At 43.2% G+C, this 15,442-nt stretch carries 17 protein-coding genes; 14 read left to right on the plus strand and 3 right to left on the minus strand.

The annotated features are described in order from the left end of the window. Positions 1-3: 3 nt before the first annotated feature. The 3 genes from fliE to BS333_RS20020 all read right to left on the minus strand — a co-directional run bounded on the left by fliE (position 4) and on the right by BS333_RS20020 (position 2,735). A complete protein-coding gene (fliE, locus tag BS333_RS20010) occupies positions 4-375 on the minus strand; it encodes a flagellar hook-basal body complex protein FliE (protein ID WP_021709797.1) in 372 nt (123 codons plus the stop codon). A 13-nt stretch (positions 376-388) separates the two neighbouring features. Beyond that, complete coding sequence (locus tag BS333_RS20015) at positions 389-1,744, minus strand: sigma-54 dependent transcriptional regulator (protein ID WP_021709796.1); 1,356 nt, start codon at positions 1,742-1,744, stop codon at positions 389-391. Positions 1,745-1,811: 67 nt separating this feature from the next. Continuing rightward, entirely contained in the window at positions 1,812-2,735 is a 924-nt protein-coding gene (locus BS333_RS20020; RefSeq protein ID WP_021709795.1) for a MotY family protein, read from the minus strand. Between the two features lie 362 nt (positions 2,736-3,097). On the opposite strand from BS333_RS20020, the gene BS333_RS20025 reads away from it, so the two are divergent. The 14 genes from BS333_RS20025 (at position 3,098) to BS333_RS20090 (ending at position 15,435) form a co-directional block, all read left to right on the plus strand. Next, entirely contained in the window at positions 3,098-3,901 is an 804-nt protein-coding gene (locus BS333_RS20025; protein ID WP_237359113.1) for a FliM/FliN family flagellar motor switch protein, read from the plus strand. Next, complete coding sequence (gene fliN, locus BS333_RS20030; RefSeq protein ID WP_021709793.1) at positions 3,901-4,269, plus strand: flagellar motor switch protein FliN; 369 nt, start codon at positions 3,901-3,903, stop codon at positions 4,267-4,269. The genes BS333_RS20025 and fliN overlap by 1 nt, the downstream gene beginning before the upstream one ends. A 59-nt stretch (positions 4,270-4,328) precedes the next feature. Next, positions 4,329-5,054 (plus strand): flagellar type III secretion system pore protein FliP, encoded by a 726-nt coding sequence (gene fliP / locus BS333_RS20035; RefSeq protein WP_101903985.1) that lies wholly within the window; start codon positions 4,329-4,331, stop codon positions 5,052-5,054. 12 nt (positions 5,055-5,066) lie between these two features. Then, positions 5,067-5,336 carry a flagellar biosynthesis protein FliQ gene (fliQ, locus tag BS333_RS20040; protein WP_021709791.1) on the plus strand — a complete coding sequence of 90 codons (270 nt, stop codon included), beginning with the start codon at positions 5,067-5,069 and terminating at the stop codon, positions 5,334-5,336. Next, a complete protein-coding gene (gene fliR / locus BS333_RS20045; protein WP_021709790.1) occupies positions 5,336-6,112 on the plus strand; it encodes a flagellar biosynthetic protein FliR in 777 nt (258 codons plus the stop codon). The genes fliQ and fliR overlap by 1 nt, the downstream gene beginning before the upstream one ends. Continuing rightward, the gene (gene flhB, locus BS333_RS20050) at positions 6,109-7,236 is read left to right on the plus strand and encodes a flagellar biosynthesis protein FlhB (RefSeq protein WP_021709789.1); all 1,128 of its coding nucleotides are present in this window, start codon (positions 6,109-6,111) and stop codon (positions 7,234-7,236) included. Before fliR ends, flhB begins: the two co-directional genes overlap by 4 nt. A gap of 31 nt (positions 7,237-7,267) precedes the next feature. Beyond that, positions 7,268-9,358 (plus strand): flagellar biosynthesis protein FlhA, encoded by a 2,091-nt coding sequence (gene flhA / locus BS333_RS20055; protein WP_021709788.1) that lies wholly within the window; start codon positions 7,268-7,270, stop codon positions 9,356-9,358. A gap of 284 nt (positions 9,359-9,642) precedes the next feature. After that, positions 9,643-10,500 carry a lateral flagellin LafA gene (gene lafA / locus BS333_RS20060; RefSeq protein WP_021709787.1) on the plus strand — a complete coding sequence of 286 codons (858 nt, stop codon included), beginning with the start codon at positions 9,643-9,645 and terminating at the stop codon, positions 10,498-10,500. 670 nt (positions 10,501-11,170) lie between these two features. Then, the gene (fliD, locus tag BS333_RS20065; RefSeq protein WP_021709786.1) at positions 11,171-12,508 is read left to right on the plus strand and encodes a flagellar filament capping protein FliD; all 1,338 of its coding nucleotides are present in this window, start codon (positions 11,171-11,173) and stop codon (positions 12,506-12,508) included. Between the two features lie 20 nt (positions 12,509-12,528). Continuing rightward, a complete protein-coding gene (gene fliS / locus BS333_RS20070) occupies positions 12,529-12,915 on the plus strand; it encodes a flagellar export chaperone FliS (RefSeq protein WP_021709785.1) in 387 nt (128 codons plus the stop codon). A gap of 25 nt (positions 12,916-12,940) precedes the next feature. Continuing rightward, a complete protein-coding gene (locus tag BS333_RS20075) occupies positions 12,941-13,219 on the plus strand; it encodes a LafD (protein ID WP_227739125.1) in 279 nt (92 codons plus the stop codon). Further along, positions 13,216-14,178, plus strand: coding sequence for a flagellar hook-length control protein FliK (locus BS333_RS22385; RefSeq protein WP_021709783.1), 963 nt, complete (start codon positions 13,216-13,218; stop codon positions 14,176-14,178). The genes BS333_RS20075 and BS333_RS22385 overlap by 4 nt, the downstream gene beginning before the upstream one ends. A 21-nt stretch (positions 14,179-14,199) precedes the next feature. Beyond that, positions 14,200-14,694, plus strand: a complete 495-nt coding sequence (locus BS333_RS20085; RefSeq protein WP_021709782.1) for a flagellar basal body-associated FliL family protein — start codon at positions 14,200-14,202, stop codon at positions 14,692-14,694. 12 nt (positions 14,695-14,706) lie between these two features. Next, the gene (locus BS333_RS20090; protein ID WP_021709781.1) at positions 14,707-15,435 is read left to right on the plus strand and encodes a FliA/WhiG family RNA polymerase sigma factor; all 729 of its coding nucleotides are present in this window, start codon (positions 14,707-14,709) and stop codon (positions 15,433-15,435) included. The last annotated feature ends 7 nt before the right edge of the window (positions 15,436-15,442 follow it).

The raw sequence follows: 15,442 nt of genomic DNA on the forward strand, positions 1-15,442 counted from the left end.
AAATTACACCGGCATTTTTCTAATATCTTCAAGTGACGAGATGACTTTTTTGCTCACTTGCATCATAGCCGTTAAGGAGAGATTCGCTTTTTGGCTTGCAATCATTGCACCCACGAGATCATCACTTTTTCCCGTTTCAACCGCGGTCATTTTTTCACTCGCTGAGACTTGATGGCTATCCACCTTGTTTATGACACTGATCATCGCTTGCGAAAAAGAGAGCGCTGGAAAAGAAGAGAAGCGGTCTGTGTGTATTCTATCGATCGGATTTGCGCTCACGGCAAATTCGGATGTTGGTAAATGCGAACGCATTACTTCCATTTTATTCAGCATCATTTGCTCTGCTGACAATAAATGAGTTGATTGACTTGCCATCGATTTTCTCCTTTTAAGCTGCCGAACCCACTGCCGACTGTAAATCAATTCCATGTTCACGCATTGCTGCGAGTTTATAGCGCAGCGCTCGAGTAGAGACGCCTAGCGCGCTTGCTGTTTTGGTGCGGTTTCCGCCAAACTGCCTGAGTTTTTCAAGCACAAACTGGAACTCTGCTTGTTTTTTCGCTTCCACATGCCCAAAACTTGGCATCACTTCCGGTATGTTTGATGATTGTGGTAAGTCCATTGGCAACATCAAATCATGAGCAGTGATGTAGTCGCCATGCCTCATTACGAGAGCTCGTTGAATCACATTTTCTAGTTCACGAATATTGCCCGGCCAGTGATAGTGGTTGAGTGCCATAATTGCGTCTTGTGATAAGTAGCAGTGGCTGGTTTCTTTGTACTTGCGAATGAAAAATTCGCTGAGAGGAATAATATCTTCATGACGTTCACGCAATGCAGGCCAGTGAAGCGGCAAAACATCCAGTCGATAATAGAGATCTTCACGAAATTGACCTTTCTTTACCTCTTCCCTTAAGTCTTTATTGGTTGCAGCAATCACACGTATATCCAGCTGCACCGATTTATGACTGCCAACTCGTTCAACCTCTTTTTCTTGTAAAACACGCAGCAATTTCGCCTGAACCGCAGGGGACATTTCACCAATCTCATCCAGTAAAATGGTGCCTCCGTTCGCTTCCTCAAATTTCCCACTCTGTGAGTGTAAAGCCCCAGTAAAAGCGCCCTTGACATGACCAAATAACACTGCTTCAAGCATCGACTCAGGAATGGCTGCACAATTGACCGCGATAAATGGTCCCGTATGGCGAGGGGATTGTTGGTGCACATAACGAGCCAATACTTCTTTCCCTGTCCCTGACTCTCCCGTAATTAAAACACTGGCACTGGTACAAGCCGCTCGATGCGCCAGCTGCAAAACTTGCTTGCTGCGCCAAGAACAAGCAATCAGATTTTCAATCGGCTTTTCGAGTGCTTCCACACGCTCAAGAAGGGTGAGTAATTGCTTGATTTCATAGGGTCGAAGTAGATAATCCGTCGCACCAGATTGCATGGTGTCAGCCGCAAGTAACCCTTGGTCCTTGTCCACAATCGCAATCACAGCAGCGGACTTATTTTGTTTTTGGTGGCATGCTACAAAGTCACGTATATCCATATCAGACAGGTGAGAACTGACTAAAGTGATGCTCGCTCTATTTTTATCTCGAACATTTATTCCTGTCTGTAGTAATGCTCTGCGTCCGGAACGGTAGTGGATGACGTTATAACCGGCCTCGACTAAGCATTCCTGTATTGACCGCGCTGAGCATTCATCTGGCTCCACCAACAGGATATCCATTTTCATCATTATCGAGCCTTATCCTTTTCTGGTTGTATTCATTGTTTTTTCTGAATGGTTACAGGGAAATTTTTAACTATTTATTGGGAACCGTTTGTTCGTCATCACGCACTAAACGTAATGTCACCCGCCGATTCTTCGCTTTACCTGACTTTGTATGATTGCTGGCTGTTGGGTAGCGTGCACCATGAGCTCTTACCTCAATCATCTCACGAGCGATGCCTTGTAAAACTAATTGATCCGCCACTTGCTGTGCTCGGCTGCGTGAGAGCGTCAAATTAGATAATGCATCACCAGTATTATCGGTATGGCCATCTATGAGGATCTTGATCACTCGTTTATCCTTCGTTATATAGTTATACACATCACGCAGTTGAGCTTTATGTCTATTACTAAGGTGCTTTTGACCGATATGAAAACGTAAATTGACATCTCTTGCTTGCGAGAATGACAGTTTGGGTAACTGTCCACGGCACCTTTTAAAATCTGCCAATGCGCTCTGAATGCCAATCACTGGCAAAGTCACTCGCAAGCTTCTTGATAACAACTCATCATCATAGAGAGATATCGACACCCAACGTCCATTTGCCATATTCTCTAGTAAGTCCTCAACACCATCATTAAGTGAAAATTGATTCGTCGCTTTAGACACAGTAACGGAAGAATGCTCGGAACTTATTTGCTTTTTCTTCCACGGCGGAAGTTGACTCGATAAAACAACACCACGCCAGTTATTTCCAGAGTCTTTAAAATTTAAAACCAAGCTGACTTTTTTATTAGGTTCCGCATGGAAATAAAACTTCCCATGTACGTTATCAGAATGAATAAGCCTGCATTTAAACGAATCACCTTTATAATTCCATTTAGATAGATCCATTGAAGCAATAACGTCTTCAAAAGCAAAGCTCGTTTTAAAAGGAACAAAAGAAATAATAATAAGCGAGAAGGAAAATCGTATAAATTTCACCCCACCAAAAAATCTAACAAATGACTCAAACATGTTTAAATAATATCTCAATTCTAGAACCTTGGAAAAGGAATCAAACAAAAAATCAATTACGAAAATCAAAAAACCAATTAAAACAAACATTTAAATAAAAATTATCACTAAGGAAAAATAAAACCTTATTAATTCCTTATATATTATAATGTTAAATATCTTATTTATTGTATAAAACCAAATTAACTCTTTTTAATTTTTATTAAAAGTACCCTTTTATCAATTAAAGCCAACATGTGAACTAAAGTCACAAACTTTTAATTTACCCCTAATATAGATTAAATTATCAAGTGTAAAGTGACTGCTATTAAGTTAAAAAAGAAAATATTGTCAAGGAACGGTAAATAATGATGAGAGGCGAAGTGAAACCACCAATTAGCGAGGTTAAAACTCTAGATGTAGAGTTATTAGGCAAACCTATTCATATTATTCGTGATAAATTAGAAAAAATGATATTAGACTCTTGCTCTACTCTAACTAATGAACTGCAACGTTGGGTTCAAAAAAACAGTTTAGACGTAGAGCTAAATTCAGTCTCTATCCAAAAATTACATCATGATGCAGTAAATAAAGAACACTTTTCCACCTTTGCACATCAACTAGGTGGGTTGGTCAATGTTTACTTTGAACCAAACACGTTACTTAGGCTGGCTGATTGTTTTTATGACAATACTAATGAACGCCCATCTTCGCATGTCACCACCAGTGACGTACGAATCCAAGAGCGTATTGGGCGTCTGGTGCTTAGTTTTCTGGCACCACAAGAGATGTGGCAGAGCGGATTATATGAAAGTGCTCAAGAAATCGGGATAGAGATAACGCTCGTCATCCGTATTGATAACAACAAGGGGCTGTTTAAAGTGACATTAAGCAATGCTCTAATCCAAACGCTACTCAAACAATTAAGCCTATCTACAGAGCATGATCTATCAGAGCCTTTCTGCCACGCACTGCAAGGGACGCCAATACGGCTCAATGTCACGTTAGCTAAAAAGCAAATGATATTAAGTGATGTGATAAACCTAAAACCAGATGACATCATCCCTATCGAGCTTTTCAACTCGGCCCCCGTTCACATAGGTCATCATTCACTTTTTACCGGTCATGTTGCGGACCAAAATGGTCAACTTGTATTAATTCTCAATCCAGATAAGGAATCACAGTAATGAACGACTCAACGAATACAACTTTTGATGCCCAAGAACTCAACTTTGATGACTTCCAGTTGAATGACTTAGAGGGTGAATCATTACCTAATGAACCAAAGAAGGTCGTTCAAAGGGATATATCGTTTTTTAAGCAAATACCTGTCACCGTCACGTTAGAAGTCGCCAGTAAAGAGATCTCACTCGGAGAGCTGATGCAAGCAGGCGAAGGAAGTGTTATTGAATTGGATAAGCTCAATGGTGAGCCTTTAGATGTGAAAGTCAACGGCTCTTTGATGGGGCAAGCGGAAGTCGTTGTCGTCAATGACAAGTATGGTCTCAGACTGGTGGAGGTTTATGATTCTGCACTAGATAGTGTCGGTCATTAAGATCGATGGTGGGCGATGTCATGCAACAATCAAACATTAAGCAGCGACCGATACATCGGATGATCATTCTATTCGTCTGTATGTTACTTTCTTTTCCCAGTCTCGCTGTCGACAATGGTCTTAATATTTTGACCGTTTATGACGGTGATACGCAGCAAGAGTATAGTGTCAAACTGCAAATTCTCTTACTGATGACCGCACTCAGTTTTTTGCCTGCTTTTATTTTAATGGCAACAAGCTTCACCAGGATCATCATTGTTCTTGCTATTTTGCGTCAAGCTTTAGGTTTACAACAAAGCCCACCTAATCGAGTCCTCGTCGGTATTGCTATGACTCTAACGTTACTGATCATGCGTCCGGTTTGGACAGACATCTATGAACATGCGTTTGTTCCGTACGACCAAGGTGATATTACCCTAGTGCAGGCATTTTCTATCGCTGAAAAACCCGTCAGAAATTTCATGCTAGCCCAAACTCACCAAAGTGCCCTTGAACAAATGCTGAATATTGCCAATGAACCCAAGGATCAAAAAGTCGAGGATATTTCTTTTGCCATTATCCTCCCAGCGTTCGTTATTAGTGAATTAAAAACCGCGTTTCAGATCGGGTTCATGTTGTTTATTCCATTTCTTATCATTGATTTAGTTGTCGCGAGCGTTTTAATGGCCATGGGAATGATGATGCTATCGCCCTTAATCATTTCTCTCCCCTTTAAACTGATGATCTTCGTCCTTGTCGATGGATGGACAATGACAGTCGGCACACTGTCAGCCAGTTTTGGATAATAGGAAAGCACCATGACACCTGAATTAACCGTTACCCTATTTTCTGATGCCGTCTGGTTAATCATCGTTATCGTTGCTGTGTTAGTTGTTCCCGGTTTGATCGTCGGTTTAGGAATTGCCATTTTTCAGGCAGCGACTCAAATTAATGAGCAAACCTTGAGCTTTCTTCCCCGGCTATTTGTCACTCTTCTTATGGTTATTTTTGCTGGCCATTGGATGCTCAGAAAAATCATTGACCTATTTAACTTCTTGTTTCATAACATTCCGGGGATGATAGGTTAATGGCAATAACATTTGAAGAGCTGTCAGTAATACTCGGCCAACTTTGGTGGCCATTCTTTCGTGTGTTTGCGGTATTAGTCTCGCTCCCCTTTTACGGCGATGCACTTATTCCTATCTGGGTTCGCAGCTTACTTGCACTCTCACTGGTTGTGATTACTGCTCCTCTAATGCCAACAATGCCAGCATTGGAACTCTTCTCTGTGAGCGCGATTCTTCTTGCAGTGGAACAGGTAGTCTGGGGAATGCTGTTTGGCCTGATCCTACATATGTTATTCAATGTATTTACTATGCTAGGTCAAATTGTATCTCTTCAGATGGGGTTAGGTATGGCAATGATGAATGATCCGATTAATGGCCTTTCTGTTGCCATTCTCGGACGGCTTTTCTTGTTATTCTCAACCCTTCTTTTCCTAGCGTTGGAAGGGCATTTATTAATTATTGACCTCGTCATCCAAAGTTTCGTGATCTGGCCTGTCGGCTCTGGTATCTCAGCACTCTCATTACAGGTGATCATTAACGTATTCGGCTGGATGTTAATGGCCTCTTTGGCCTTAGCCCTTCCCGCCATCGTCTCGATGCTATTGGCCAATATTAGTTTTGGTGTCATGAACCGCGCCGCACCTTCCTTAAACGTTTACGCACTTGGCTTCCCAATGACAATGTTACTTGGTCTATTCAGTGTCCTACTTTCTGTTTCCGGTGTGCCAAGCCGATACACCACGCTGGTGCATGAGATGTTTCAGTACCTTAACCACTTTATTCAGGGGGGAGCATGAGCGAGTCTACGTCACAGGATAAAACCGAAAAAGCGTCCCCACAAAAAATCAAAAAAGCCCGCCAAGAAGGGCAAATACCGAGAGCAAAAGAGTTTACAGCCGCAATTATCTTTTTGGCGACCTTAATCTTTTTCCAAACCCAACTTGATTCAATTTGGGAAAATGTCTCTGGCCTATTTACTTATAACATGACCTTAACTAGGCAGACGCTAGACAGCCCAAACAATATGTTAATTCAGCTAGGGCAAAGCCTCAGTGTTCTCATCCAATTACTGCTGCCATTTTTCGTAATGATTGCCTTAGTGGTGTTGGCCAGCAGCATGGTTGTCGGAGGCTGGCTGTTTCGCCCTGCTAATCTCACACCGAAGCTCAATAAACTTAACCCTATATCGGGGGTCAAACGGATTTTTTCCACACGTTCACTGGTTGAACTCATCAAGTCAACATTGAAGGTGGCGGTGATATTTGCCCTTCTCTATAACTACCTCAGCCACCAGCTTCAACCAATATTGCACATACAAACCTTGCCTCTGAATCAGGGCGTGGTGACCATATTAGCGATTTTATTTGAAGGCATCTTATTACTTGGGTTTGCGCTCTTACTGTTCGGGGTTATCGACATTCCTTACCAGCGTTGGGAACATTTAAAAGAACTTAAAATGACAAAACAAGAGCTTAAAGAAGAGTTCAAAAATAATGAAGGGCGCCCGGAAGTAAAACAGCGCATCAAACAGGTTCAACAGCAATTTGCTCGGCGTCAGATCAATAATGCTGTACCAAAAGCCGATGTCATTATTACCAACCCAACACACTATGCGGTTGCTTTAAAATACGATCCCACTCTGTCTGATGCACCTTTCGTCGTAGCAAAAGGCATTGATGAAACGGCCATGCATATTCAGCGCATTGCCAGAGAAAACCAAGTGGAAGTGGTGAATGCACCACCACTTACCCGCTCTATCTATCATACAACGGCCATTGAACAAGCCATACCCAGCCAACTCTATGTTGCCGTTGCTCATATTCTTAATTACGTCTTGCAATTGAAATCATTTCGGAAAGGACACGGTGATCAACCTACCCCTCTGCCGTCGTTTTCGATTCCAAAACATTTACAACACTGATTAGCCTGCATTGGCTCTAGGACACAAAAGTATGCTGAACTGGTTAAAACACATTCGCACTTCCACCCGGGGATACATCGGCATCCCTATTGCCTTATTAATGGTGCTCGCAATGGTTATTTTACCCTTGCCTCCATTGCTATTAGACGCGTTATTTACTTTTAATATCGTTTTAGCCATTCTGGTACTCTTAGTCAGTACAACAGCAAAAAGGCCACTAGATTTTTCAATCTTTCCAACCATTTTACTGGTTGCCACTTTGCTTCGCCTGACACTGAATGTTGCTTCAACGCGAATTGTCTTACTCGAAGGCCACAATGGTGGAGATGCTGCTGGTAAAGTGATTCAAGCCTTTGGTGAGGTGGTAATTGGTGGTAACTACGTGGTTGGCCTTGTGGTGTTTATCATCTTAATGATCATCAACTTTGTCGTGATTACCAAAGGGGGTGAGCGGATTTCTGAAGTTTCTGCTCGCTTCACATTGGATGCACTACCCGGTAAGCAAATGGCGATCGATGCCGATTTGAATGCTGGGCTGATTGATCAAGAAGCCGCCCGCCAGCGCCGTCAGGAAGTCGCTAATGAAGCCGACTTTCATGGCTCAATGGACGGTGCTTCTAAGTTTGTCCGTGGTGATGCCATAGCTGGATTATTGATTCTGTTTATTAATATTATCGGTGGTGTCAGTATTGGGGTCTTTGAATATAACTTGCCAGCATCGGAGGCCTTTAAGACCTTTGCTCTACTCACCATCGGTGATGGTCTGGTTGCCCAGATCCCTTCACTTCTTTTGGCAACCGCTGCCGCAATTATTGTTACCCGGATCAATGACAGTGATAACAGTATGTCGGAGACTATGCAGCAGCAGTTGTTAGCCACACCGGCGACAATCTTTACTGTTGCAGCCATCATGGGCGTGATCGGTCTTGTGCCTGGTATGCCACATCTGGCTTTTTTCACTTTTGCCTTTGCTCTGGCTTTTGCTGGCTGGCGTCAAAGTAAAAAACAACAAGGACAGGTCGACATAGAGCAAGTGGAGGTGCTTGCCAATGCGATGCAGGAAGATGAAGCCCCGTTAACTTGGAACGACATTCCTCATATTAATTCTATCTCTTTAGCATTAGGTTACCGTCTGGTGCACCTCGTCAATAAAGAGCAAGGCGCACCTCTTACTCAACGCATCAAAGGAGTCAGGCGTAACCTCTCAGAGCAAGTCGGTTTTCTACTTCCAGAAGTCCGGATTCGCGATAACTTAAATCTAAAACCCAATCAATATACCATTTCCCTAAATGGAGAAGTCATTGAACAAGGCTTTATTGAACCCGATAGACTCATGGCGATTGCTGTCGGTGAAACCTATGGGGAAATCGATGGCATCTTAGGCAGTGATCCAGCTTATCACTTGCCTGCAGTGTGGATAGAGCATCAACATAAAGCGAATGCCCTGAATTTAGGCTATCAAGTTGTTGATGATGGCACCGTCATTGCGACTCATATCAGTAAAGTCATGAAGACTCATTTAGCAGAGCTATTCAATCATGATGACGTAGAAGCAATGACACAGCGTCTTACCCATTATGCGCCAAAACTTGCTGAAGCTCTGACTGCAGCTTTAACGCCTGCTCAACAACTTAAAATATATCGCCAGTTACTGCTTGATCAAGTGCCACTCCAAGACATACGCTCGATCGCCAACACCATGCTAGAATCATCAGAAAATACTAAAGACCCGATCTTAATTTCTGCAGATGTCCGCTGTGCCCTGAGAAGAACCTTAGTCAACTTGATCGCAGGATCCAAAGATGAGCTGAGTGTCTACGCCCTATCAGATGAACTTGAACAGATGCTCTTGGCCTCATTGCAACAAGCCCAAGCGACTGGCAACGTCATGTTAGACAGTTTTCCAATCGAACCCAATATTCTCAGTCAGTTTCAGCAAAACTTGCCACTCATTCGTCAACAACTGAAACAACAGGGGTTGCCACCTATTCTGCTGGTTATGCCACAGTTGCGCCCTCTCTTGGCCCGCTATGCACGAGCCTTTACACAAGGGCTTGCCGTACTGTCTTATAATGAGATCCCTGAAAACAAAAATATTAATGTGATTGGTAATTTAGGCTAATTCCCTACTTCTTATACCCAAGCAACTTCAAGATGCCGAGCTTAACAATGCGTAAGCTCGGCTTTTTTATACATATCCCCAATCGTCCTCAAAATTCTTGGGTGTAACGTGGACTAAAAACATGATTTTTTGTGACTTTACTCCATAAAAAATGCCTAAAAACCCTATTTTATAAAAAAATCTTAATTGCGATTAACAAATCAAATCCATTGGCCGTCTGTAAATAATGAACAGGGAATAACCCAAAAGCCCGCTTAAAATAGTAATAAACCAAGGAGATTACAATGGCTTTATCTATGCACACTAACTACGCTGCAATGGTGACTCAAAACACTCTGAACAACACAAATAACCTACTAAGCACTGCGATGGAACGCTTAAGCACGGGTTACCGTATTAACTCTGCTGCTGACGATGCTGCTGGTCTACAAATCGCAACGCGTCTTGAGTCTCAAACGCGCGGTATGAATGTTGCCATGCGTAATGCTCAAGATGGCATTTCAATGATGCAAACAGCAGAAGGTGCGATGGACGAAATGACCAACATCGTTTACCGCATGAATGACCTAGCGACACAATCAGCAAACGGCACATACACAGGCACTGATCGTATAGCATTGAATGCTGAATACCAAGAGCTTGGTAAAGAACTTGTCAATATTATGGACACAACCAGTTTTGGTGGTCAAAAACTGCTAAAAAAAGATGAAGGTCAATTTGAACAAGGTGCCGTTAATTTCCAGATTGGAACACAAGCTGGCGAACAACTGGCAACTAACGTTTCAACGCAAGTTCAAAACATTAATGATGTGCTTATTGCTCTTGGTGATTTGCTAGATGAAGGGACTGCTAACACAGCTATGACGACTCTTACTGGTGGTACAGGCTCTGAAGGCTTGTTAGCTAACCTGGGTACAGCTCGTTCCGCATTCGGTGCTAACATTAACCGCTTAGAGCACACTATTGCGAACTTAGGCAACATGGTTGAAAACACAGCGGCGGCTAAAGGTCGTATTACCGATGCTGACTTTGCGGTCGAATCATCAAATATGACAAGAAACCAGATGCTAATGCAAGCAGGTACCACTGTTCTGAGCAAAACAAATCAATTACCAGGTATGGCAATGTCACTGCTTCGTTAATAGAGTGGTTCATTGGCAAACATTGCTTAATAAAGAACCTTACCTATATTATAAGCCTCTCACAAGAGAGGCTTTATTGTGTTATCAACATTCCTTTAATGTCTAGCTAAACATTTGCGTGTTGCCGGTAAGCTTCTTACTCTCATATTCTGATACTTTTATATTCTCATACCAAAAGTGCCCTCTCTGACTAGGCTCGAAAGGGTGAGCACTCCGCTAAAGGTCTTTGCTCATTGACAGCTTATCCCCGAGTGACTTCAAGGTGCATAGTGCCGTTATGACTAATAGATTGGCACCGCATGCCTTTACTTATTATTTTCAATATCTTAATTAATTTTTTTTGTTATTTAAACCGCCTATATATTGTGAAAACCCATGATTCCCCAAGTCACTGGCAGACACTTGTTTCACATCGCTCTTAGCGTAATAGACCTAATTAGCTAAAGGCCTCTACGCGTATGGCTCTCTGAATCCATGTCGAATGCTGTCATTTGATGAGAGCAATGGGGGAAACGGAACCCAACAAACGGAAGTTCACCTTCCCAAACAACAGAAATTTAAAAGTAAACCATTGTTTTAAAAAGAAAATAAAACAGGCGCATATCTTGCAAAATATCCATGCATTACAGCAAGACAAGTAAGCCAGCATCAAGGAGAAAGGAGTAATCTCATGAATTCGTTAGATCCGATCACGATGGCAACTCAATTTGCCACACTAGACGTACAACCCTTTCAGCAACGTAACCAAAAACAAGCCGCTCAACTTCAGGCTGAACAGAAGGCGATTGGCAAAGTAGAGAGTGCTTTACGGGACTTTCGCTCTGCTATAAATGCAATGAACAAAGATGATCAGAGCATCATCAAAAATAGCGCGACTCTATCCGATGAGGGTTTCATGGCAGTGGCCGCCGATGCGAAAGCTTTACCTGGACGTTATCAAATCTTTGTCGAGCAAATCGCGACTTCCCATCAAATCTCTATGGCCATGCCTAACGGTGGTGATGGCAATATTAACCTGCCAGGTTCAGGCAACTTAACGCTGTCTATTAACGGCGAGAGTTTAGACCTCAACCTTGCAAATTTAGACAAGAATGAGGACGGTAGGCCGACGATGGCTGCATTAGTTAAGGCCATCAATAATGATCCAGACAACCCTGGCGTTAACGCATCTGTCGTGCGCTCAAATGGTCAGACTCATTTTATGCTGACAAGCACGGAAACTGGAGCACAAAACAGTATTGCAATCCAAGTCTCTAATACCAATCAGACAGAGTTTGAAAGTGCAATCAACAACCCCACCACTTTGAGCTCTGCTCAAGATGCGGTTATTTGGTTGGGAAGCGAGAACAGTGGCCTAGAGCTAACGAATGCGAGTAACCAATTTAAAGACATGATTGATGGAGTTGAACTTACCGTAACCAAAGCACAAATAACGGGAGAATCGCCAATCACAGTAGACATTGCCTTTGATCAAGAAAGCACCCAAACGCAAGTGAATAGCTTTATTGAAGCCTATAACACATTAACCTCAACGCTTGATTCCTATACACAAATTGGAACAGACAACCGATCACGTGGTGTTTTAGCCAGTGATCCAACAATACGTTCTCTTAAAAATGAACTCAATGCACTTTCTAGAGGCCAATATCAAGGTACGAGGCTCAGCCAAATCGGCATCAGCTTAGATCGTAGTGGCAAAATGAAGCTCGACCAAGACAGGTTTGAACAGGCGCAAAACCGTAATAGCACCACTTTGGAAAGTATTTTTAACGGCGATAATGGCTTATTTGATTCTTTTGAGGCCGTCGCAGCACCACTACTGAGTTTTTCTTCCGGGGCATTTAACTCTAAAAAGGAAGCACTGCGAAATAGCCTTGAGCGTATCGATGAGAAACAGGCTTCACTTGAACGCAAATACGACAAGTCATATCAGCTCTACCTCAAACAATTTACTCAGATGAATACCCTGATGACCCAAATGAACCAAACCATGTCAATGTTTGGTTAATACACTTAAGGAGAAGTTTTATGCTCATGGATTCCGGCTACGACTCATATCAGCAAGTTGATGTTGATGCTCAAGCAGCCTCAGCGAACCCTCACCAACTGGTCGTCATGCTTATTGATGGCTTACTCAATGAAGTCGAACGTGTACGCGGCCATTTGGCCGCCAACCGATTGGCAGAAAAGAGCAATAGTATTAATAAGTGTATGAATATTCTTGTTGGACTCAGCAGCGCATTAGACGAAAAGAACGGCGGTGAAGTAGCACAAAGTTTGCACCAGCTCTACGAGTTCTGCCAAGTCGAACTGTATTACGCAAGTATACACAATGATGCGGAGCGCTTAACCAATGTTGAGCGTGTCATGAGTAACATAAGAGAAGGCTGGGTCAGTTTTGGACAACAAGCATAAACATTCGCCTCAACGATATCGTAAATTGTCGAACAACATTCGTCATGCCGCTGACGCTCAAGACTGGGCAGCATTAAAACGTTATGACTTACTCCTTCGTCAATTGCTACGCGATGATCAAAAAGTACTGAGCCACCCTGCTCTCGCCAAGGTCATTCGAGAGGCAAAAGCGGAGCACAATGCAGCTTGTGAAAAATTACGCATTGCCACCCAAGCGATTGAGCGAGAAATGCAGCAGGCTCGTGGCCTACAGGATCGTGCGATGGCATATCAACTCACTACTCCAAGGGGGATCGTTCTATGATGCTCACCAATATGATAGCGCCGAATATTTTGCTCCGTTCAGATGTGAGCAATTCGTTCGCCGTGGAGCAAATAGAGGTAAACCACCTATCTGAAGCGGCATACGCAACCCAAATTGCTGGGGAGACGCCAAAACCTCCCCCACGTTTTCAGCTTGATTTCCTCCCAAGTCGTCCCGCTCCTGAGCCCGTACAACATTCATACGGGGTTAACCCTTACAGTGGGGTGTCAAGGGAGCACAATGTGTCCAAGGATCAAAGTGGAACAGAGTTATCGATGGTGAGAACCCTGCCTTCATTTACCCAGCAGGACTTGGTTAAGGTGGCTAAAAAGAATGAGCAAAGTGCTATTAGCTTTCATGCTACACCGACCAACCGCATTATGATTTCTGATTGCCTTCAACTTCAGCCTACACAGCCAAATCATGATGTTACCGCATCCAGCAGCACACAAAGTTCGTCGTTTAATGCGCTTTCGCTCATTCAATCTCAAACAGCGAATTCGTCAAGCGTTGTAGAAAGCGGAGAGTGGGCGGCAATTAAAGTCAATACTCATTCGAGCCGCTGGGGGGAGCAAATGATGCAAGTCCTTCAAGATCGAGTCACGTTGCAAGCGAACCAAAATATTCAAGAAGCTAAAATTCGCCTTGACCCGCCCGATTTAGGAAAACTAGAAGTCTTAGTACGAGTCGAAGGGGATCGCCTGAATGTACAGCTCAACGCCAATATAGCAGCAACCAGAGAAGCACTCGCCCAAGTATCTGAACGATTGAGAGTTGAATTACAAGAACAACACTTCGTTCATGTCAATGTCAATGTCGGCTCTGAATCAGGGCAGGATTCTCCCTCAAGTGCCTACCACCAAGAGGAAGCCATCGTTGCGGCAAATCATCAGCCCACTCTGACGGATACCACTCCTGATCTTAAAGACTCAGACCATTGGCTCAACACACACGCCTGATTAATCACCAAGGAATAAACAATGACTAAAAAACAAATGATCCTGCTTTTTATTAGTATGATCATCACTATAACACTGGTTTCAGTCGCAGCCGTGACAGGTAGCATCTGGTATCTCACTCAAAAAGAGGATCCCTTCACCATTGAAGAAGGTACTGACCGCTTCTCTCACTTTTTCAATAAAGAAGAACCTGCAAGCAAAGAACCTCGTTTCCATACCCTCGACAAAGTCGTTGTGAGTATTAAGGGAGAGAAGCGTTCTCATTTTGTCATGCTTGAACTGGCCATCGAAACTCGTCGCCCAGAGCAAATAAAAAATATTGATCACTACTTGCCAGTTGTGCAGAACTCGATGATCAAACTATTCAGTCAAAAGAATCTGGATGAATTGCAGCAAGCAGGAGCTATCGATTCTCTGCAAAAAGAAATCAAACAAACCTTGCTAGATACCTTTGCCAAAAACGACCTTGTGCGAAATATCGATGACGTATTGGTGACCAAGTTCGTGGTGCAATAACGGAGGACACGCATGCTAGAAATGAATTCATCTCAAAGTTATCAAAGCCAAGAAGTGTCAACGCCCTCTTACCCACCTCTTGATGAAGCTGCTTTACTGCAACGCCATCAAAAAATGGTAAAGCGAGTTGTCAATCAATTCCGTATCCACGTTTCACCTCACTGTAGTCTTGAAGACATGCAACAAATCGGATTAATTGCATTAATTGAATCTGGAAGACGCTATCAAGATATTAATGACCCTCATTTTCCTGCCTTTGCGGTGTGTCGGATTCGTGGAGCAATACTGGATGAGCTTCGCCGCCTAGACTGGCGCTCTCGTAATACGCGGCAAAAAGCGCATGAACTAAATGACATGACTCGGGAATTAACTCGCAAGCTAGGAAGAGTGCCCTTCGATAGTGAGTTAATTGATGCTTTAGGTATCGACGAACAGGACTACATGCGCAGGCAAAATGCCGCATTAGCTGGGGAAATGCAAAGTCTCGATCAAATCTTAGAAGCCAGTGGTGACAGCGTTATTGGCGGACAATATGATGGCATGGAGCACGAACATCTGCGCCGAAGCCTTGAAAAAGTCCTTGATCAACTTCCAACTCGTGATCAACTTTTGTTGAGCTTGTTTTACCAACATGAACTCAACTTACACGAAATCGCGCTTGTACTTGACTTAACTCCCCCACGAATTTGTCAGTTACACAAGCAAGCACTCAAACAACTCAATCAATTACTGTCGTCTTAGGAGTGAC

This window comes from Vibrio azureus (genome assembly GCF_002849855.1).
GTDB lineage: Bacteria > Pseudomonadota > Gammaproteobacteria > Enterobacterales > Vibrionaceae > Vibrio > Vibrio azureus.

What these genes read in the sequence shown, in the direction of transcription:
- fliE (WP_021709797.1), bottom strand. Translation starts at nt 375, where the DNA reads ATGGCAAGTCAATCAACTCATTTATTGTCAGCAGAGCAAATGATGCTG.
- BS333_RS20015 (WP_021709796.1), bottom strand. Translation starts at nt 1,744, where the DNA reads ATGATGAAAATGGATATCCTGTTGGTGGAGCCAGATGAATGCTCAGCG.
- BS333_RS20020 (WP_021709795.1), bottom strand. Translation starts at nt 2,735, where the DNA reads ATGTTTGAGTCATTTGTTAGATTTTTTGGTGGGGTGAAATTTATACGA.
- fliN (WP_021709793.1), top strand. Translation starts at nt 3,901, where the DNA reads ATGAACGACTCAACGAATACAACTTTTGATGCCCAAGAACTCAACTTT.
- fliP (WP_101903985.1), top strand. Translation starts at nt 4,329, where the DNA reads ATGATCATTCTATTCGTCTGTATGTTACTTTCTTTTCCCAGTCTCGCT.
- fliQ (WP_021709791.1), top strand. Translation starts at nt 5,067, where the DNA reads ATGACACCTGAATTAACCGTTACCCTATTTTCTGATGCCGTCTGGTTA.
- fliR (WP_021709790.1), top strand. Translation starts at nt 5,336, where the DNA reads ATGGCAATAACATTTGAAGAGCTGTCAGTAATACTCGGCCAACTTTGG.
- flhB (WP_021709789.1), top strand. Translation starts at nt 6,109, where the DNA reads ATGAGCGAGTCTACGTCACAGGATAAAACCGAAAAAGCGTCCCCACAA.
- flhA (WP_021709788.1), top strand. Translation starts at nt 7,268, where the DNA reads ATGCTGAACTGGTTAAAACACATTCGCACTTCCACCCGGGGATACATC.
- lafA (WP_021709787.1), top strand. Translation starts at nt 9,643, where the DNA reads ATGGCTTTATCTATGCACACTAACTACGCTGCAATGGTGACTCAAAAC.
- fliD (WP_021709786.1), top strand. Translation starts at nt 11,171, where the DNA reads ATGAATTCGTTAGATCCGATCACGATGGCAACTCAATTTGCCACACTA.
- fliS (WP_021709785.1), top strand. Translation starts at nt 12,529, where the DNA reads ATGCTCATGGATTCCGGCTACGACTCATATCAGCAAGTTGATGTTGAT.
- BS333_RS22385 (WP_021709783.1), top strand. Translation starts at nt 13,216, where the DNA reads ATGATGCTCACCAATATGATAGCGCCGAATATTTTGCTCCGTTCAGAT.
- BS333_RS20085 (WP_021709782.1), top strand. Translation starts at nt 14,200, where the DNA reads ATGACTAAAAAACAAATGATCCTGCTTTTTATTAGTATGATCATCACT.
- BS333_RS20090 (WP_021709781.1), top strand. Translation starts at nt 14,707, where the DNA reads ATGCTAGAAATGAATTCATCTCAAAGTTATCAAAGCCAAGAAGTGTCA.